This window comes from Pseudomonas batumici (genome assembly GCF_036585405.1).
In the GTDB taxonomy this organism is placed as follows: domain Bacteria; phylum Pseudomonadota; class Gammaproteobacteria; order Pseudomonadales; family Pseudomonadaceae; genus Aquipseudomonas; species Aquipseudomonas batumici.
This window is the reverse complement of record NZ_CP144470.1, coordinates 5,355,571-5,374,657: the sequence shown is the minus strand read 5'-3', so window position 1 is coordinate 5,374,657 and position 19,087 is coordinate 5,355,571. Positions and strand designations below refer to the sequence as shown.

Annotated in this window: 20 protein-coding genes, 1 pseudogene and 1 riboswitch; of the genes and pseudogenes, 13 read left to right on the top strand and 8 right to left on the bottom strand. The window is 53.5% G+C overall.

Going from position 1 to position 19,087, the window contains the following annotated elements; genetic code table 11:
* Positions 1-23: 23 nt before the first annotated feature.
* Positions 24-244, bottom strand: a riboswitch (cobalamin riboswitch).
* A gap of 128 nt (positions 245-372) precedes the next feature.
* On the bottom strand, positions 373-546 hold the full coding sequence (locus NUH87_RS24510; protein ID WP_338523026.1) for a hypothetical protein: 174 nt from the start codon (positions 544-546) through the stop codon (positions 373-375).
* A 352-nt stretch (positions 547-898) separates the two neighbouring features.
* Between NUH87_RS24510 and NUH87_RS24505 the strand changes: the two genes are divergently transcribed.
* The 10 genes and pseudogenes from NUH87_RS24505 (at position 899) to NUH87_RS24455 (ending at position 10,103) form a co-directional block, all read left to right on the top strand.
* Positions 899-1,648, top strand: a complete 750-nt coding sequence (locus tag NUH87_RS24505) for a HalD/BesD family halogenase (RefSeq protein WP_338523025.1) — start codon at positions 899-901, stop codon at positions 1,646-1,648.
* A 23-nt stretch (positions 1,649-1,671) separates the two neighbouring features.
* On the top strand, positions 1,672-2,130 hold the full coding sequence (locus NUH87_RS24500) for a VOC family protein (protein WP_338523024.1): 459 nt from the start codon (positions 1,672-1,674) through the stop codon (positions 2,128-2,130).
* A pseudogene (locus NUH87_RS24495) lies at positions 2,131-2,573 on the top strand (DUF3291 domain-containing protein).
* 11 nt (positions 2,574-2,584) lie between these two features.
* Positions 2,585-3,463, top strand: coding sequence for an iron-containing redox enzyme family protein (locus NUH87_RS24485; protein ID WP_338523021.1), 879 nt, complete (start codon positions 2,585-2,587; stop codon positions 3,461-3,463).
* Entirely contained in the window at positions 3,460-4,692 is a 1,233-nt protein-coding gene (locus NUH87_RS24480) for an ATP-grasp domain-containing protein (protein ID WP_338523020.1), read from the top strand. The genes NUH87_RS24485 and NUH87_RS24480 overlap by 4 nt, the downstream gene beginning before the upstream one ends.
* 74 nt (positions 4,693-4,766) lie before the next feature.
* Positions 4,767-6,035, top strand: coding sequence for a cation:proton antiporter (locus NUH87_RS24475; protein WP_338523019.1), 1,269 nt, complete (start codon positions 4,767-4,769; stop codon positions 6,033-6,035).
* A 72-nt stretch (positions 6,036-6,107) separates the two neighbouring features.
* Positions 6,108-6,965, top strand: a complete 858-nt coding sequence (locus tag NUH87_RS24470) for a DMT family transporter (RefSeq protein ID WP_338523018.1) — start codon at positions 6,108-6,110, stop codon at positions 6,963-6,965.
* A 135-nt stretch (positions 6,966-7,100) separates the two neighbouring features.
* Entirely contained in the window at positions 7,101-8,009 is a 909-nt protein-coding gene (locus NUH87_RS24465; protein ID WP_338523017.1) for a LysR family transcriptional regulator, read from the top strand.
* A gap of 335 nt (positions 8,010-8,344) precedes the next feature.
* Entirely contained in the window at positions 8,345-9,334 is a 990-nt protein-coding gene (locus NUH87_RS24460) for a DUF6896 domain-containing protein (protein WP_338523016.1), read from the top strand.
* A gap of 190 nt (positions 9,335-9,524) precedes the next feature.
* Positions 9,525-10,103 (top strand): hypothetical protein, encoded by a 579-nt coding sequence (locus NUH87_RS24455; RefSeq protein WP_338523015.1) that lies wholly within the window; start codon positions 9,525-9,527, stop codon positions 10,101-10,103.
* A gap of 151 nt (positions 10,104-10,254) precedes the next feature.
* On the opposite strand, the gene NUH87_RS24450 is transcribed toward NUH87_RS24455, so the two are convergent.
* The 6 genes from NUH87_RS24450 to NUH87_RS24425 all read right to left on the bottom strand — a co-directional run bounded on the left by NUH87_RS24450 (position 10,255) and on the right by NUH87_RS24425 (position 15,574).
* Positions 10,255-10,917 carry a class I SAM-dependent methyltransferase gene (locus tag NUH87_RS24450; protein ID WP_338523014.1) on the bottom strand — a complete coding sequence of 221 codons (663 nt, stop codon included), beginning with the start codon at positions 10,915-10,917 and terminating at the stop codon, positions 10,255-10,257.
* 24 nt (positions 10,918-10,941) lie between these two features.
* Positions 10,942-11,478: a C40 family peptidase gene (locus tag NUH87_RS24445; RefSeq protein WP_338523013.1), complete on the bottom strand. Its 537-nt coding sequence runs from the start codon at positions 11,476-11,478 to the stop codon at positions 10,942-10,944.
* A gap of 233 nt (positions 11,479-11,711) precedes the next feature.
* Positions 11,712-12,347, bottom strand: a complete 636-nt coding sequence (locus tag NUH87_RS24440; RefSeq protein WP_338523012.1) for a C40 family peptidase — start codon at positions 12,345-12,347, stop codon at positions 11,712-11,714.
* A 210-nt stretch (positions 12,348-12,557) separates the two neighbouring features.
* Positions 12,558-13,262, bottom strand: a complete 705-nt coding sequence (hda, locus tag NUH87_RS24435; RefSeq protein ID WP_017127762.1) for a DnaA regulatory inactivator Hda — start codon at positions 13,260-13,262, stop codon at positions 12,558-12,560.
* A gap of 124 nt (positions 13,263-13,386) precedes the next feature.
* Positions 13,387-14,460, bottom strand: coding sequence for an AI-2E family transporter (locus NUH87_RS24430; protein WP_338523011.1), 1,074 nt, complete (start codon positions 14,458-14,460; stop codon positions 13,387-13,389).
* Positions 14,461-14,509: 49 nt separating this feature from the next.
* Positions 14,510-15,574, bottom strand: coding sequence for a DUF2066 domain-containing protein (locus tag NUH87_RS24425; RefSeq protein ID WP_338523010.1), 1,065 nt, complete (start codon positions 15,572-15,574; stop codon positions 14,510-14,512).
* Positions 15,575-15,950: 376 nt separating this feature from the next.
* Between NUH87_RS24425 and purM the strand changes: the two genes are divergently transcribed.
* The 3 genes from purM to NUH87_RS24410 are packed head-to-tail and all read left to right on the top strand — an operon-like array spanning position 15,951 to position 18,393.
* A complete protein-coding gene (gene purM, locus NUH87_RS24420; RefSeq protein WP_040070142.1) occupies positions 15,951-17,009 on the top strand; it encodes a phosphoribosylformylglycinamidine cyclo-ligase in 1,059 nt (352 codons plus the stop codon).
* Between the two features lie 11 nt (positions 17,010-17,020).
* Complete coding sequence (purN, locus tag NUH87_RS24415) at positions 17,021-17,671, top strand: phosphoribosylglycinamide formyltransferase (RefSeq protein ID WP_338526924.1); 651 nt, start codon at positions 17,021-17,023, stop codon at positions 17,669-17,671.
* 8 nt (positions 17,672-17,679) lie between these two features.
* Positions 17,680-18,393, top strand: a complete 714-nt coding sequence (locus NUH87_RS24410) for a DUF3108 domain-containing protein (RefSeq protein WP_338523009.1) — start codon at positions 17,680-17,682, stop codon at positions 18,391-18,393.
* Positions 18,394-18,471: 78 nt separating this feature from the next.
* On the opposite strand, the gene NUH87_RS24405 is transcribed toward NUH87_RS24410, so the two are convergent.
* Complete coding sequence (locus NUH87_RS24405) at positions 18,472-19,080, bottom strand: LysE family translocator (RefSeq protein ID WP_338523008.1); 609 nt, start codon at positions 19,078-19,080, stop codon at positions 18,472-18,474.
* Positions 19,081-19,087: the final 7 nt, after the last annotated feature.

Sequence of the window (19,087 nt, the reverse complement as noted above, 5' to 3'; positions counted from 1 at the left end):
CCGTCCAGCATCGCCCGCCGTGACGCTGTGGGATGGATCAGGCCGGTCTCCGGGCTCATGAGCGCGTATGCGCGGGACCGCGCGCCTTCCCATGTCGGCTGGACACAGTGGCTCAAGGCGCGGTCTTGACTCATTTACCGTTGCGGGGGCAGCGCCGGAATCGCACCTGTCGAAGGGCTCACCGGCTTCCCTGTTTCACCCTGTCGGCCGTCGGCCACAGAGCACCTGAAACAATCGGCGAAGGTTAGAGGGTTGGGGGTGGAGCGTCAATTAAAGCCGCCACTACAAAAGCAAACGCCCCAAAGCAGCCGGGGCGTTTGCAGAGAGTTTGGGAAGGTGCTTTTTGTCAAAGATGATCGTTAGAAACCGGTGTCAGGAACGAGCACCTGCGAGCACGCCCGTAGGTTCAAGCTCCTTGCCACGGCTCAAGCCGACCTTGAGAAAACGGCGCTGATTTTCAGAAATACCCACTGCCGCCACAGACACGGCCTCAGCGGTGAACTTCGCAATCATGGCTGCTTTCGCAGCATTTTTAGTCGTTTTCATAGACACCTCTGTGTCATGACAATTGAAGACATCGTAATGGCGAGCTACAGAACTCACAAGGCGGCCATCCGCGCTGCTATGCACTCAGCTCAATGAGAATGTTTCCAAAGCAAAATCTCTTGTTTGAGATCAATCGCTATTCATACCCGCGGCAATTGAAACTCTAACCCCCGCTTACCCCTTACTCAAAGAGCGCCGCCCAACGCGATAGTAAGCCGTACCTCTCGTTCAATTCCTTCATTCCAGGAATGACTGTAGTACCCAACCACTGTTTATCCACCCTCAAAAGAAAGATAGGATCCTGATCAGGACAAAAAGTTCACCACTCAAAAATGGACACAAGGAAATTTTTATGAATCTAAAGCCCGAATTCACAAACATTAACGAAACACATATAAAAATCCTCGACAGCGACCCATATAAAGGTAGAGATTTTTTTTGGGAACATCACAGATTTGCTCGTGATGGGTATTTAAAAATAAACCACCTAATAGATCAAAGCATACGAGACGCAATCATAGCGGATGTGAAATACCTACTAAAAAACCATGCCAAACGGCGCGATTTTTTAATTGAATCGACGGGCAACACCCCCCGATACTTGAGCAATGTGAGCAGGGATAACATCGAGGAGTTCGGAAAATACATTCCGCTAGCTTATAACTCGAAATACTTAATGAGTCTGATTGGACATATTGTAAAAGAAGAGATCATCCCTACGCCTTGGAAGTGGGACAACTACATCATAAACAGCCAGCACAAATCCGGTGATACCCATGGATGGCACTGGGGGGACTACCCCTATACGATTATTTGGATTATTGAGGCACCCAGCATTGAATCTGGCGGATTGCTAGAATGCGTACCTCATACCTATTGGGATAAAAAAAACCCACGGGTCGAGAATCTCCTGGTGGAAAACACCATTGACTCATATTTTCACATGACAGGTGACGTCTATCTATTAAAAGCAGATACCACCCTACACCGAGTGAAACCTCTGACTCAAGATGTGATGCGAATCATCCTGAACACAACATGGGAGCGCGCACGAGATCGAGATCGCCATGTAGAACACGAAACCTTTGTTTTTCGGGACTAACATTTAAGACCTGGATAAACAACATGAACACAGTTAAATATAGCCATACCAACCTTATTGCAACAGACTGGAAAAGACTGGCAAAGTTTTACTGCGACGTATTCGGCTGCGTACAGGTCGGCCCGCGACGGACTCTATCCGGAGATAAATTATCCGACGGTACCGGAGTCGAGAATGCTCAACTTGAGGGCGTGCATTTAAGACTCCCGGGATTCGGGAATCAAGGGCCGACCCTAGAGATATTCCAGTATCTCAACAATAGGGATCGTGAGGCAGCACATGCCAACTCAAAAGGGCTGACACACATTGCGTTTGAGGTATCGAACATTGATGACATTTGTTCAAAGATAATCCAGGGAGGAGGATGGATGCTAGGCAAGTTAGTAGATTATGAAATAGAAGGTGTTGGAACCTGCACATTTATTTACGTTCGAGATCCAGACAGAAACATCATTGAAATTCAAGCATGGAATAAAACATAAATGGCTATCCTTGCACAATTTGACTTAGTGAGGCCCCGACACCCTAAAGCAGACCCTAGAATGGAGAGCTTTTACTCTTCGACTAAATATATTAACGATTTAGCAGAACGCCACGCCGGCTTCATATGGCGAGAGACAAATGAAAATCAAAAATTGCTGGATGAGCTTTGGGGCGAGGGCTACCTCTATACTCTTTCTTTGTGGCGAAGCCCAGAAGCACTAAAAGATTTTTTATATAAGACACCTCACAATGAATTTCGCAAGAGGGGGAAGAGTGGTTTTTACCAATCAGCAGACCCCGGGTTGTTATGTGGTGGGTAGATGACCATCACATTCCAACCTTGGAGGAAGCTCATAAAAGAATGCAGATCTTATACGAACTCGGCCCCTCCAACCAAGCATTCGACCTTAAATCATGCGAACTTCCTATGGCTCTTTATTAAGGGACTGATATATGAATTTTGAAAAATGCGAAAACCAGCAACACCTTGCAAACTATTATCGGAAGTTCTTGAGCGATCCCGCCATGCTGGTCGGGCAAGGAAAACATCTTCATACCCTACGCGATAACGTTGAGCATATTGAGGACGAGTGGACAGCAGCAGAGGAGGCCAAAATTGACCGTCACACACTGCCCACAACCAAAGAAAATTTTCTACCATGGTATTTAAATTATGAAAAGAAAATAAATGAAGAGATCGCTCCCTTTCTTAACCACCTAAAAAACAACGCAACACTGGAGCAAATAGCCTATTACATCTGCATGGAGGAAATGGTCGACGGTTCATTTGATGACCTCATGGCTGTTGTTCAACTAGGGATGCCTATAAATTGCAAAATGGTAGCCGGTGAAAACTACTGGGACGAAATGGGAAACGGAAATTTCGAGTTCGTTCACGGCTCAATGTTCAAGACCTCATCGGCCTATATGCGTAAAGTGCTCAAGGAAAAAGATATAACCTTGGAAAGCCCACCTAAAGAATGCTTGATGAACGGCAATATTCTTTTAATGTGGGCCGTGCGGCGTGAATACAATATTCGTTTGATCGGTGCAATGGGACTCGTTGAAGGATCTGCGCCTATAAGATTTGGAGCCACCACTCATGCACTGGAGCGTTTGCAGCAGCCCACAGAAGTCATTGCTTACCACAAAGCCCACATAGGCATAGATACACACCATAGCGAAGCTTGGTTCGATATTGTGCTACAACATTACTCACAAGGAGGTGTCAAGGTAATTCAAGAACTGGCATTAGGTGTACTCATTCGATACAACGTAGCGGTTCGCTATTACCAGCATATCCATGAAACCATGAGGAGAATGGTGTCATGACGCATAGGCAATCCATAGTCGTTATCGACCCCATCAGTTCTGGCCGACTCTATGGTTCTGAGATATCAAAGAAAGGATTCCACTCAGTCGCCCTGACCACGCGGGACACATTCCCAGGCATGCTAGATCGATTGCACTGTTGCGAAGGTTTCACTGAATCCATCAAGGCTTATACCTTTGACGAAGCAATTGAAAAATTAAATAAATTAAATATCAAAGCAATTATACCCGGTTCAGACTCGGCATTAAAACTGACTGACCGTCTAGCCCAGCATTACGCACTGATTGGTAATCCAGTCGAAACACAACATGCTAGATTCAACAAACTGGCAATGAAATCTCAACTGCACCTAAAAGGTGTTCCGGCGACTCAGTCCACCGATATATCTTTGGAGCGTTTACTCAAAGAGGGATCAAACGAATTTGAGTTTCCAGCAATAATCAAGCCTGCACAGGGAACCGGCAGCAAAAACGTCAAGATATGTCACAACAAAAACGATATCCATATAGCATTGACTGCTATCGAGTCCGCCAACACTGGATATCTGGACGAAGAAAAAAGTGCACTTATTGAAGCCTTTATCGACGGACCAGAGTACTTCATCACCACAGCGAGTTTCGGAAAAAATAAAAAAAGGCAAATACTATGCTTTGCAGAGTACGAAAAAATCAGCATCGGAAACAACCCAAGCGTCTATAAAAACATCCGATCTCTTCCTCTCTCGAGTGAAAAAGCCTCAAGGGCATTTGAGTATACAAACAACGTAAACGAAGCACTGGAAGTAGATTACGGAATCAATGATATCGAATTAAAAATCAACAAAAACGGACACTTCATCATTGAGCAGAATGGCCGACTTCCGGGTGCAGGTGTACCTTCCCTAATTGAAGTTTGTACCGGCCTGAACTGTTACAATCTAAACATCGATATCTTTTTAGGTTGCGTCCACAACACGGCTCAAGAAATTTATTACAAGAAGCACTTTTGCATTTGTTGCCTAATAAACAATCAAGCAGGAAAAATCCAAAAAATATCAGGCATCAGTGAAATATCCAATCTGTCGTCACTGCACAATATAAATTTATTGGTGAGCGAAGGGGAATACGTACAGGACACTCAAGATTTTTTATCCACCTGGGGATTCGTTTACCTAATTCATGAAGATCCAGAGGTATTGATCGAACACTCCAGAATCGTGCATGAAACGCTTCAGCTAAATTACAAATAACACACCTTATAAAAATATACGCCGCACATCACTCGAGCACGAATACACTATTTTTTCACCCTATGGTGGATCACATGTCGCACTGGATGATTCAACTTTTCTTGATCCTTATTGTTTCCGGTCTTTTAGGGCAACTGGCGAAAAAAATGGGGCAAAGCCAAGTTATCGGCGAAATCACGGCCGGTCTATTATTAGGACAATCTGTACTAGGAGCCTTTTCCCCGGAGATATTCAGCGCTTTATTTTACAATGAGGCTTTAAGCAACCTAAAAGTACTATCAGAGCTTGGGCTAATATTTATCACATTCGAAATCGCCTGGCATACCTCTTACAAGGGGCAGGCCGGAAAAGCGCTGATCGCAAAGTCAACCCCATTAACGATCACTTTATTCGGAACGCTATCATCATTCATGACGGGATGTTCAATAGCTATTTTGGCTAAAGACAACATGGCTCCAGATCAACCTTTTTGGCCCTATACACTGTTCTGTGGCTTGGCATTTTCGGTTACTGCACTTCCGGTGCTTATACGAATCATAGCGGACTCAAAGAAACCCATTCATACGTCGGCTTCATACGCTCTCTCCTCTGCCATCTATAGCGATATAATTGCATGGTTGGGCGTTGCCTTGCTGGTAGCACTCCACTCTGCGACAGAAAAAAACCTGGTCGACTCACTAATAAAAACTTTTATCCTAGCGGCTTTTTTCTGCTGTTCATTTTATGTCGTACGCCCTTTGATATCTTACTTGCATCGCATATGCATAAAGGTGAAAAACGAAAACATCCAGGTATCTGTCGCACTGTGCTACTGCCTTATATCCTCCGAAATCACGGCAAAACTTGGATTCCATCAAGCTATCGGCGCGGTCATTTCAGCCTATGTATTCTGCAAAATCCCAGAACTTGAAGCCCATTGGAACATCGTGATTGGTCGTTTTACAAAAGCAATTCTCGCGCCTTTGTTCTTTGCATACTCCGGGCTCCAAGTATCTTTTGGTTTTCTTTCGGAAAGTGCCGCCTGGGTCTGGCTATTTATATTTATCACAGGTAGCTCTCTAAGCAAAATAGGAGGAACGTATATAGGTAGTCGGGCGTGCGGAATCCCCCACAAGACAGCAATAGACGTCGGCATCCTGATGAATACCAAAGGACTGGCTGAAATTATCATGATCAATATTGGCCTTGAGCTCGGAGCCCTTTCACAATCAACATACAGTGTACTACTGATTCTCGCAATACTCTCAACAGCCATGACCACACCACTATTAAACATCAGTCACGGATATTTCCTACAAAAAAACAGGCGAGAACTCACAAGCAACCTGAAAGTAAAAAATTGACTTATTCATTTGCGCCATTCATCGTTAAAGCAAGCCAAGAAAAACAATCAAGGGATCAGCGTGGATATAATAATGGGTTTTATTGCTGCACTGTTCTGGGGAGGAACAGACTTTCTTGTTGGATTAAATGCCAGAGCAGTGGGGGTCAAGAGAGCTGTTTTTTTTGGTCAAATCCTGGGCTTTGTCTTGATGAGCGCCCTACTTGCGCTTTATCCCATCTATCTTATTAAACTGATATCAGCGTCCTTGCAGACATGGGTTCTAGGTACGATTGCTGCTGCCTTTACGGTAGCGGGTGCGCTGGCACTCTCAAAGGCTTTTGCCCTGGGCAAGGCGGTGATTATTGCACCACTGGTCACGTCTTACGGTGTATTTACTACAGCGTTGGCCTGGGCGAGCGGTGATACGATCTCTGCTAGCCAGTTTATTGGTATTTCTATATGCGTGATAGGTGTATTGCTGACAAGCGCTCATCGTCATTCAGAGGACAAAGAACTAAAATACAAGAACAAAACATCCATCAGCTACGGTTTACTCGCAGCTCTACTATATGGCTCCAGCTTCTGGATTCAAGGAAAATACACACTTCCAGAGCTAGGTGCAATTACAATGCTGTGGTTGAGCTACACAATCGGCTTAATTTTACTATTCTTTTTAGTACTAAGAACGAAATCGGGCTTAAAGCTACCCCCCATGAAGAATTGTGGCGCCCTGACAAGTGCAAGCCTATTAAACCTTGGTGGATTTTCGGCATTTTCCTGGGGAGCTATTAACGGCTCTGTATCTGTAGTGACTGTTATCAGCACCTTGTCGGGAGGTATAGCAGCAGTGCTGGGTTATTTATTTCTCAAGGAGCGATTAAGTTCAACTCAAGCCTCTGGCATCACTCTAGTTCTTGCAGGCGCAATAATATTACACCTGTTCAAATAGCATTTAACTCAAACCTCGACTCGCATTACTGGACGAGCAATTTCCGCACCTTTAAAAATCCCACTCCACACTTAAACAACAAACACTTTCACACAAAAAAAATAATAGCATTCTTAATGGACTGAGAACAACTATATGCATAAGGGACATATTGAAATACTCCCCTATATGGCCGCCTTTGCGGTTGTAGTGGATTGCGGTAGCTTCGTTGACGCTTCCATAAAACTTGGGGTCTCCGCATCGGCTGTCAGCAGGCAAATTTCGAAATTAGAACGCGCTTTATCGCTGCGCCTTATTGAACGTAGCACCCGACAACTCAAAGTCAACGCGGATGGCGCAAGAATATACTCTTACTGCAAAGAGCTATTACATTCCTCATCAAAAGTCCTTGAGCTAAAGGAAGAGCTTTTACAGCCTCAGGGGCTTATACGAATTTCTGCCCCAAAGACGCTCAACATCACTCTAAATCAATTGATCCCCGAGTTCCTCCAAAAACACCCCGACATCAACATCCAATTAATATTTGACGACACTGAATTAAACCTAATAACCAACGAGCTAGATCTAAGCATAAGAATTACAAACTCACCACCTCCGGGTCTTATTGGCAGAAAACTGTTCAAGGTGAAATATGTGCTTTGCACCTCCCCTGAATATATAGCCGAACATGGCATCCCGCTGCATCCCTCCGAATTGATCCGTCATAGCTGTATAGCGATGACAGATAATTCGGAAGGTGAGAAGTGGGAGTTCACTAATGGAATCGAGAAATATGCACTGACTGTAAAAGGGCGCTACTGCTCAAACGATAGTGAAGCAGTCCTTAATGCAGCGCTTAGCAACCTGGGTATAGCGTGCTTACCTACAACGGCAGCTGAGTTTTCGCTCGAGGGAAAGCATCTGTATGCTGTTCTACCGGACTGGGATTATGTAGGGCCTTCTCAAGGCATGGCATGGTTGCTGTATCAACCCAATAAGCACGCTTCCAAAAAGCTCAAGCTTATGATCGATCACCTCATTTCAAAACTTCAAATCAGCACTTAGTCATACATCCTACTGGACCACTAAAACAATTACTAGCATACCAGCCTTATATTTCAAAACAATACCACCTGAACACCAACTAATACCTCCCCTCTATGCGAAGAACGCTGCGATAATAATTTGAGCTTCGAGTCTAGACAGTACGGACGGTCGAGCGAATTTGCTGGGGATCGGCAAACGGGGAGACAAGAATCTGAGGCGACCCTTGGTTCAGACCCTTTACCCATGCGAGTAAAACACACAGTTGCGTCTCGCGACTGTAGGGATTAGTCTCGTTTCCGTTCTGTTCGACTACGAAATATTTTCGCCCCCCTAACTATACAGTCTGAGGCTGCATGAATAACCAACTCGTTCGCTTGATTACCGACTACCAAACAAGTGTCAAGACTGCGGTAGCCCTCATGCAACGGTCTGGCATTCGCATGCCTTTCAGTTTCACACACTGGATTGAAACAGACATTCCCCAGAGTGGAGAGCTTGACGGAGGTGCGCACTACTTCAAACACGGCGCCGGATGTACGGTGAGTTTCACTACCGGCGAAGTTGATTTCGATTTTGGGGAACAGGGAGAAATTGGAGGGTTCGATTTATGGCGGCTTGTTCGATTTGCTGGAAGCAGACTGGCGGACTATTATTTTGACAGCAAAGACGAAGTCAAGCGGTGCTTCGAGGCTGCAGTGACCGATGGATCGCTAGTCTACTCAGGCTGCGACCTCTACTATGTCGCTAATACCCCACGCTTACTAGCAGTGGACGTAGATTGTAGATTGCCAGGCGACATGCTTCCGAGCCGGAATCAAGATCGAGTCCTGGTGCTTTACGCACATTATTTTTTAGCGGCGGACCTCATGCGAAAAAACTATGAAAAACTCACTAGTAAGTGGAGTGAGGCCGGGCAGCTTAGTCAAGGTAATGAGGTTAAGATTGGGGTTTATTTTTCCTCTTGGCTTGGTTTTTTGGGTGTGACTTGCGAGGGGCTCAAAAAACTAAATATGCGTCTTTTATTGCAGGGGGAGCGCCCAGAAAATTTTAGAGAGTTGATCTCAAAATCAGATGAGATAGGGAGGATGATGAAGAAGCATTCTAATGCGCTCAGGGAATTTAGAAATAACGTCTTCCACCTCCGTGAGGATCCAGAGGTAATATGTCGGTTCTTTGCCAATGGAGCAGAGCGTCTTCCATGGGCACGTGAGCTGCACTCAGCTATTGCCAGATTTCTTTCTGAATACCATGTTCTGTGTGAGGTGCACTATATGACGCATGGCCGTAAAAGCGAGATGGACTTAAATAGGAAACGAAAGCGCCGTAAGCTGAGTCCTTCTTAGTACGACCGAATCGATTGGATCGTCCATGCTGAGCTACTCCCCCCGCCTTCCCCGCACAGCAAGCTCATGCCAGCCCACAAAATCGTCCAAAGTGCCCATCCACAAAAAACCGGCGCCAGAATTTGTGCTACGTTGAGGAGAGCGATATCAAATAGCCACATCCCATCCAATCATAAAAAAGGGAAGCCCCATGCAAGGCCTGATCATCAGCAATCCGAAACTGGAATTCCTGCGCCCCGCCCTGGAACGCTGGCCCGAGTGCATTGATCGCTACAACCAACTCCTCGGGGATGGTCAGGCGCCCTACTGGTTCAACGAGCGCGCCAACCTCGGATTGCTGTCGGCAGCGGCCTGGGCGGCGGAGATGGTCACCCTGGAGCATTTCCAGACCAAGAAACAGCTCGAAGAGGGCGACCGCAGCGGACGTTGCGACCTGCAGATCGCCACCGCGCAGGAGTCGGTCTATATCCAGGCCACACAACGCTGGCCCAAGGTCAATAACCTGAACCCGATGCCGGCCCTGCTCGATGTGGTAGGCGAGGCGAAGAAGGTCAGTCATCCCCACCACCTGAAGCTCGGCTGCCTGTTCGTCTCGCCGTTCAAGGCGCAGCAGAGCCCGAGCCCGGAAGACCTGCAGGACATGGTCGACGACCTGCAAAAAGCCCATACCTGCGCCGTGGCCTGGTACTTCCCCTACCCTTATCGCAAGTTGCACAACGAAGCGGGTCAGTATCACCCCGGCATCGCCATGTTGTTCAAGGAAGCCTGAACGAACGCCTAGGGTCTGTACGATAACTGCCTGCGCGACGATCATGCTGCGTTAAAAACAGGCTCGGAATGCTCATGTAGGTCCCTACACTCCGCTTCCTCGCCTGTTTTTGCCTTGCCTGATCGCCGCTCGGCGAGTTCTCGTACAGACCCTAGCGCTTACGGCACAGGGTCAGCCCGTCGCCCAGCGGCAACAGCGACAGATCCACCCGCGCGTCATCCTTCAAGGCCCGGTTCAGTGCCTGGATGGCCCGGGTGTCCGCGCTCTCGGCATCCGTCTCCAGCACCCGCCCGCTCCACAGGGTGTTATCGAAAATCGCCAGGCCGCCCGGACGCAGCAAGCGCAGGGCACTTTCCAGGTACGCCGGATAATTGGCCTTGTCGGCATCGATGAACGCCAGGTCGAACTGCCCGCCCTGCCCTTGCTGCTCCAGCTGCGCCAGAGTCTCCAGCGCCGGCGCCAGGCGCAGTTCGATGCGCCCGGCCAGACCCGCCTCCTGCCAGTAGCGCAGCGCCGTGGCGTTGTAATCCCCGGGAATATCGCAGCACAGCAGGCTGCCGCCCTCCGGCAAGGCCGAGGCCATGCACAAGGCGCTGTAGCCGGTGAAGGTACCCACTTCGAGCAAACGCCGGGCGCCGGTCAGCTTGACCAGCAGTGCAAGGAACTGGCCCTCCTCGGGCGCCACCTGCCAGCGCGCCATGGGCAGCGCCTGGGTTTCGTCACGCAGACGCTTGAGCAAGGGCGTTTCGCGCAGGGAAACGTCCAGCAGATAGCTGTAGAGGGCATCGTCCAACTTGAGGGTGCGAGCGGTCATGACAACCTCGCGGCAACACGCTGTTTAAGGATTGCTCGCCAGATGCCCGGCCGGCAACACACGCTTGGCATTCAGATAGGCGTGCTGCCAATAGGCCTTGGACAGGCTGTCCAGCTTCACCGTGCCACCGGTGGCCGGCGCATGGACGAAGCGACCTTCGCCGACATAGATGCCGGCATGGCTGACCTGGGAGCCGCCGCTGGTGGCGAAGAAGATCAGGTCGCCGGTCTGCAGTGCATTCTGCGGCACGTTCGGCGCCCGCATCACGATCATCTCACGGGTCGAACGCGGCAGGTTGATACCGGCCATGTCGCGATACACATAGCTGATCAGGCCACTGCAATCAAAACCCGAATCCGGTGTATTACCGCCCCAGCGATAGGGCGTGCCGACCAGACCCAAGGCACGGAACAGCACGTCTTCGGCTTCTGGCGAGGAGGGTTGCTGAGGGGCAAAGACCAAGGGACGAGCCACGGGCGCAGGCGGCGGTGGCGCATGACCGGCACAGGCGCCGAGCAGCGCTGTGAGGGCAATCAAGGCAATACGGGCCGAGGTCGACATGTGCAGAAATCCTGACTGAATGCGGCTTTCTCTGCCGTGGCGTAGAGAAATCAAAACCGCGCAAGGGGGGGCTTGCGCGGTCAGATACTCGACAATATGTCAGGATTCTAGCGGCTATACACCAAACTTCAAGTATCACTTTAACTTCGGACGTTTTTTGTACAGCCTTGCCTGGCACGGAGCTTGGCATTTAGCCATCAGCGGGGCCGATGGCACTGAAAACGTCCGGATGATTACTTGTTGCTGGCTGTGACCACGGTCGGAGCCATCGCCAGGGCGCGCTTGGCTTCGATGAAGGTCTTGCTCCAGTAACTGTCGCCCAGACTGTCGATCCGGACGCCACCGCTACGGCGGCTGCTGGAGTGGATGAACTGGTCATCGCCCAGGTAGATCCCGGCGTGGCTGACACGACCGCGACGACCATTGGTGGCGAAGAACAGCAGGTCACCCGGCTTGAGCTTGTTACGCGCAACCAGCGGCGCCTTCACGTTGATCATCTCACGGGTGGAACGCGGCAGGTCAAGACCGGCTTCCTCACGGAACAGATAACCAATGAAGCCGCTGCAGTCAAAGCCGGAACTCTCGTTGGTGCCGCCAAAACGGTAACGGGTACCGATCAGGGACATGCCACGCTCGAGAATGCTGTCGGCAAGGGCAGGCAACTGGTAAGGCTTGCCGTCGGCGAACTCGGCGAGTTCTTTTTCCGTGGCCAGCTCGTCGTCCAGCACGGACGAGGATTTGACGCCAGAAACCGAGGCGGTTTTGAACGAATTATCGACCTGCTGTTGCGAAACTGGCGTATGCGCCGCGCAACCAAACAACAGGGTAACAAGTGCGAGAGGCACGAGGGGTGCGAAGCGATTTAGCATGGGCACGACCGTGGCTGATTTGTTAGAAGGCGTGACTATGCCCTCTATCACCCTCATTTGCAAATTTTATGGCACAAGATGTGACTCGGACGTTTCTTGAAAACATCTAAGCACTTAATACCCAAACGGTTCCCGCGCGCCTGAAAAAAGCTTCCGGCGTGGGTTTCATGACGTCTGGAATTTGGCGAAAAAGCGCTGAAAGCCCCGGTTTTACCAGCCCAGGGTCTCTTTGAGAAAGGGGATGGTGAGCTTGCGCTGGGCCTGCAACGAAGCCTGGTCGAGCCGTTCGAGCAACTCGAACAAGGCGCTCATGCTGCGAGTCCCACGGGTCAGGATGAAATGCCCTACTTCGTCGGTCAAATGCAGACCACGTCTTGAAGCACGCAGTTGCAAAGCCCGCAGCTTATCTTCATCCGAGAGAGGGCGCATCTGGAAAATCAGCGCCAGGGTCAGGCGCGATTTCAGGTCGGCCAGCTTGACCGGCAGTTCTCGCGGCGAAGTCGACGCGGCAATCAGCAGGCGCCGCCCGCTGTCGCGCAGACGGTTGAACAGGTGAAACAGCGCCTCTTCCCAATCGGCGCGCCCGGCAACCACTTGCAGGTCATCCAGGCAGACCAGCTCGTACTGCTCGAGGTTATCCAGCAACTCGACACCGCGATCCATCAACTCCGCCAGCGGCAGGTACACCGCCGGCTCACCCAACTGCTCGAAACGCAGGCAGGCCGCCTGCAACAGGTGGGTACGCCCCACGCCGTCCTTGCCCCAGAGGTAGATCAGGCTTTCGGTCCACCCGGCGTCGGCTTCGCATAGCCGCTCGACATAGCCGAGTGCAGCGGCATTGGCGCCTGGGTAGTAGTTGATGAAGGTGGCGTCATCACGCAGACGCACACCTAGGGGCAGCTGAATCGGTTTCATGCTGACTGAACGGTTACCGGGAACCGTTAGTGGCCTCTGTGTAAAGTCTGCAAAGTTTATACCCGTGAGGCTGGGCGCACAATGCAGCAGACCACAAGCAAAATCAAAGGTTTGCGTGCGCTCATCAGAGCTCGGGGCCTTCCTGGCCACCGTACATGTCCGAGCGTTTGTACAGATCGTGCATATGGCGCACCAATACCATGATCACCGCCGCCACCGGCAAGGCCAGCAATACGCCAGTGAAACCGAACAGCTCACCACCGGCGAGGATCGCGAAGATCACCGCCACCGGGTGCAGGCCGATGCGGTCCCCGACCAGCAGCGGGGTGAGCACCATCCCTTCCAGGGCCTGACCGATCATGAACACCGCGACGATGCCGATCATCGGGTACAGCTCGCCGCCAAACTGGAACAGGCCGGCGACAATCGCCGCGCCGATACCGATCACGAAGCCCATGTAGGGAACGATGGCCGCCAGCCCGGCCAGCAGGCCGATCAGCAGGCCCAGTTCCAGGCCGACCAGCATCAGGCCACCGGCATAGATCACCCCCAACGCCAGCATCACCAGCAACTGACCGCGCATGAAGGCACCGAGCACGTCATGGCATTCGCCCGCCAGGGAGACGATGCGCGCCTCGCGGTCACGGGGCAGCAGGCTGCGGATCTTCGCCATCATCAGGTCCCAGTCCCGCAGCAGGTAGAAACTCACCACGGGCACCAGCAACAGGTTCGCCGCGAAGCCGATCAGGGCCAGGCCCGAAGCCGTCGCCTGGGACAGCACCACGCCGACGATATCGGTGGTCTGCCCCATGTGCTCGCTGATGGCCGCCTTGACCTTGTCGAACTTCCAGAAACCGTCGGCCAGGCCGAACTTGTGCTGGGCCCAGGGCATCGCGGTGTGCTGCAGCCAGTCGAGCATCTGCGGCGCCAATTCGTACAGGCGGAAGAACTGCTTGGCCAGCATCGGTATCAGCACCAGCAGCAAGGCCATCAATACCAGGACAAACAGCGCGAACACCGACACCACGCCCCAGGTACGGGACATCCCGAGTTTTTCCAGGCGCCCGACCACCGGGTCGAACATATAGGCCAGCAGCAGGCTCACCAGGAACGGCGAGAGTATCGGATGCAGCAGGTACACGAACGCGCACAGCAGGATCGCCGCGCCCAACCAGAACCATTGACGTGTGTCGGTCATGGACGACTCCAGCCTTATATATAGAAAGAAATTCGATAGAACCGAAAACCTACCAACGGAAACGCAGCTGCGCCTTCGCCGGCGCCACTGCAACAGGGGCCGCAGCCGGAGCGCCAGGAGCGGGCGCCGGAGCACTGGCCGGCACCGCCGGCAAGGCTTCGCCGGCCGGGATCTCCTGCAACTTCGCCAGCCCCAGCTGCGCGCGCAACTGCTCCGCGCTGCCGCTGACCTGATAGACGATCCGGTCGCCGTCCACGCTTTGTGGCCGAGCGCCAAAGGGTTCGAGCAAATGCCCCAGGACCGCGTAGCGCTCCAGGTTCATACCCTGCACTTCCAGCAGTTGTTCGGTGGCCACCCCGGGCTTGGCCGCGAAGCGCGGCGCCAGGCGCTCGCTCACCGCCAACAGCACGGCATCCGCCAGCGCGGCGGTATCGGCGCCCTGGGCCGTGCCCTGTTCTTTCTGGTTGCCCAGCCACAAGCGCCACTTCGCCTGCCACTGGCCGCCGTCCTGATGGGCGTGCACCGCCAGCAGCGCATCGGCGCCGTAGCGCTCGGAGGCCGCGTGCAACGGCGAGGCATCGCTGCCCTCGAGATTCTTCGCGGTACCGACGATCTGTTCATCCAGGTCGGCCAACGGCAGACGCAGTGGCAGGCCGCGGTGCTGTGCCGCCCGGCGCAGCGGTTCGGCCGCCGCCTGACCGTCACCGACCAGGTTGGCGCCCTCGGCCGAATCGTTCAGCCACCAACCGAGAATCGCCGGCCGGTTGCTGCCCCACAGTGCCAACCCGGCACCGCGCAAGGCGCGGTCGGTGCTCGCCGGGTCAAAATCCACCTGCAGGCTCTCCGGCGGCCCGGCGTCGTAGCCATACTGGCTGATGATCTGCTGCGGGTCCTTGCGCACCTCGGCCAGACCCGGGCTCTGCAGCGCCTTGGGATCGCCGGTCAGGCGCAACACCAGGGTTTCCAGGGCACGCTGGGTGGCCTGGTTGCGTTCATCCGGCGCCTGGCTGGCGACCGGCTCGCGGACCTGGTACAGGCCATTCAGGGTTTGCGCGTGAATGGCCAGGCTCAGCAGGGAAAGACAGCCGACACTCAATAATTTGAACAGACGCATGAAAAATTCCCGAACGGCAGAAAGCGGTAGCCAAGACCGCATGAATACAAAGCGACAGGTTTAAGACCACGGCGCAGTGCCATCATTCACACAATCACTGAAAAGTTTTCCCCTGTCATAAAAGACAGCAGGTTGAAGGCTATACCTTATACAGCCGCATCAATTGCAGCCAGCACGAGCGCACAGGGATTTTTTTAACACGATATGACCCTGCCGTCGGCCCGAGGATGGCCGCTGCTGCCCAAGCCTGATAAAATCGCGCGCCTTCGCAGACCGGCAAGCGTCAGCCCCCCCAGGAAACTCGAACCCGTTCGTTTTCCCCATGGGCGCAACCGCTTCCGGTCGATACCCCTGAATCCCCCTAAAGGCCTGGATCATGAGCAAGCAACCCTCCCTGAGCTACAAGGACGCCGGTGTAGACATCGACGCCGGTGAAGCATTGGTCGAACGCATCAAGAGCGTGGCCAAGCGCACCGCGCGCCCGGAAGTCATGGGCGGCCTGGGCGGTTTCGGCGCCCTCTGCGAGATCCCGGCCGGTTACAAGCAGCCGGTCCTGGTCTCCGGCACCGACGGCGTCGGCACCAAGCTGCGCCTGGCGCTGAACCTGAACAAGCACGACAGCATCGGCATCGACCTGGTGGCCATGTGCGTGAACGACCTGGTGGTCTGCGGTGCCGAACCGCTGTTCTTCCTCGACTACTACGCCACCGGCAAGCTCAATGTCGACACCGCCGCGCAGGTGGTGACCGGTATCGGCGCCGGCTGCGAACTGTCCGGCTGTTCCCTGGTGGGCGGCGAAACCGCTGAAATGCCGGGCATGTACGAAGGCGAAGACTACGACCTGGCCGGCTTCTGCGTCGGCGTGGTGGAAAAGGCCGAGATCATCGACGGCTCGAAAGTCGCCACCGGCGATGCCCTGCTCGCCCTGCCGTCTTCCGGCCCGCACTCCAACGGCTACTCGCTGATCCGCAAGATCATCGAAGTGTCCGGTGCCGATATCGAAAACACCCAGCTCGATGGTAAACCGCTGACCGACCTGCTGATGGCTCCGACCCGCATCTACGTCAAGCCATTGCTCAAGCTGATCAAGGACACCGGCGCGGTCAAGGCCATGGCCCACATCACCGGCGGCGGCCTGCTGGACAACATCCCGCGCGTACTGCCCAAGGGCGCCCAGGCCGTGGTCGACGTGGCCAGCTGGCAGCGTCCGGCGGTCTTCGACTGGCTGCAGGAAAAAGGCAACGTCAATGAAACCGAAATGCACCGCGTGCTGAACTGCGGCGTGGGCATGGTGATCTGCGTGGCCCAGGAACACGTCGAGACAGCGCTGAAAGTGTTGCGTGAAGCCGGTGAACAGCCATGGGTCATCGGTCAGATCGCCGCTGCCGCCGAAGGCGCTGCCCAGGTCGAGCTGAAGAACCTCAAGGCGCACTGATGTCCGAGCCAATGACCTCGACCTGTAACGTCGTGGTGTTGCTGTCCGGCACCGGCAGCAACTTGCAGGCCCTGATCGACAACGTGCGGTCCGGAGACAATCCGGCCCGCATCGCCGCGGTGATCTCCAACCGCGCCGACGCCTACGGCCTGCAACGCGCCCAGGACGCGGGGATCGAAACTCGCGTCCTGGACCACAAGGCCTTCGACGGCCGCGAAGCCTTCGATGCCGCCCTGATCGAACTGATCGACGCCTTCAATCCGCAACTGGTGGTCCTGGCCGGCTTCATGCGCATTCTCAGCGCTGACTTCGTCCGGCACTATCAGGGTCGCCTGCTGAATATCCACCCTTCTCTCCTGCCCAAGTACAAAGGTCTGCACACCCATCAGCGCGCACTGGACGCCGGTGATCGGGAACACGGCTGCAGCGTGCACTTCGTCACCGAGGAACTCGACGGCGGGCCTCTGGTCGTACAGGCTGTGGTTACGGTAGAGTCTGACGATACCGCGCACAGTCTGGCGCAACGGGTCCACACCCAGGAACACAGGATTTATCCGCTGGCGGTACGCTGGTTCGCCGAGGGGCGTTTGGTCCTGAGCGAACAGGGTGCATTGTTGGACGGTCAATTACTTGCGGCCAGCGGCCACATGATTCGAATCTAGGAGATTTTATGCGTCGTGCCCTGCTCTTCGCTCTTACCCTGCTCGCCTTGCCGGCCGTGCAAGCGGCGGATCTTCAACCCTTCTCCGCCAGCTACACCGCCGACTGGAAACAACTGCCCATGAGCGGTTCGGCCGAGCGCAGCCTGTCGAAGAACGACAACGGCACCTGGACCTTGAGTTTCAAGGCTTCCATGATGATCGCCAGCCTGACCGAGGAAAGTACCATTCGCCTCGACAAGGACACCCTGCTGCCACAGAGCTACACGTTCGAACGGGGCGGCCTGGGCAAGGCGAAGAAAATCAACCTGGATTTCGACTGGTCCTCGAAGATGGTCACCGGCAGCGATCGCGGTGACCCGGTCAAGGTGCCCCTCAACAGCGGCATGCTGGACAAGTCCACCTATCAGCTGGCCCTGCAACGCGATGTCGCGGCCGGCAAGAAAAGCATGAGCTACCAGGTGGTCGAAGGTACCGACACCGACACCTACGACTTCCGGGTCCTGGGCGCGGAAAAAGTCAGCACCAAGGCCGGTTCGGTCGATGCGATCAAGGTCGAGCGCGTACGCGACCCGACACAGAACAAGCGCACTACTGTCATGTGGTTCGCCAAGGACTGGGACTACCTGCTGGTCCGCCTGCAACAGGTGGAAACCGACGGCAAGGAGTACAACATCATGCTCCAGGAAGGCACCGTGGCCGGCAAAGAGGTCAAGGGCAGCTGATCCAAGCGCCAAGAAAAAGCCTCGCGAATGCGGGGCTTTTTTATGCCCGCTGTCCCGTTATCCAACACGGGAATTGATTTAGGTGAAGGCGGTATAGGCCGCTACGAGGACCATGCAGATGCCGAACACTCGTCCCTGAATTTGCAGCGCGCGCACCGATTGAAAGCGCTGGAGAATCAACTGGCCGCCATATATCCATGGGAAGTGGCAGGCTACGCACACGAAAAGAAAGGCCACCGTGAATTGGAGAACCTGTACCGGGAGCGATTGTCCAGAGTCGAGAAACTGCGAAAACATCACCAGAATCATCGAATGAATCTTGGGATTCAGCATAACGGATAAAAATCCATCACGAGTACGCAGACGGGCAATGTCCTGTTCGTCGCTGCATGCTGATACAGCCGATGAACGAAAAAATCCCCAGGCCAGATAGAGCAAATAGCAGATACCAGCCCATTTGAGCACTATCTGGATCTCCGGGAGGCCATGCAAGGCCCTTCCCAAACCCATTCCGTAGACAAGACAGAGCACCAGATTGGCCATCTCGAAACCGGCCCAGAACGGGACCGAACCGGCCACGCCGTAACGACCGCCAGCCGTCGCCAGGACCGTATTGCCGGGGCCGGGGCTCACGACCATGGGTATGGTATAGCCAAGGAACAGGATCCAGATTGTCCATGCAATCATAATGAGC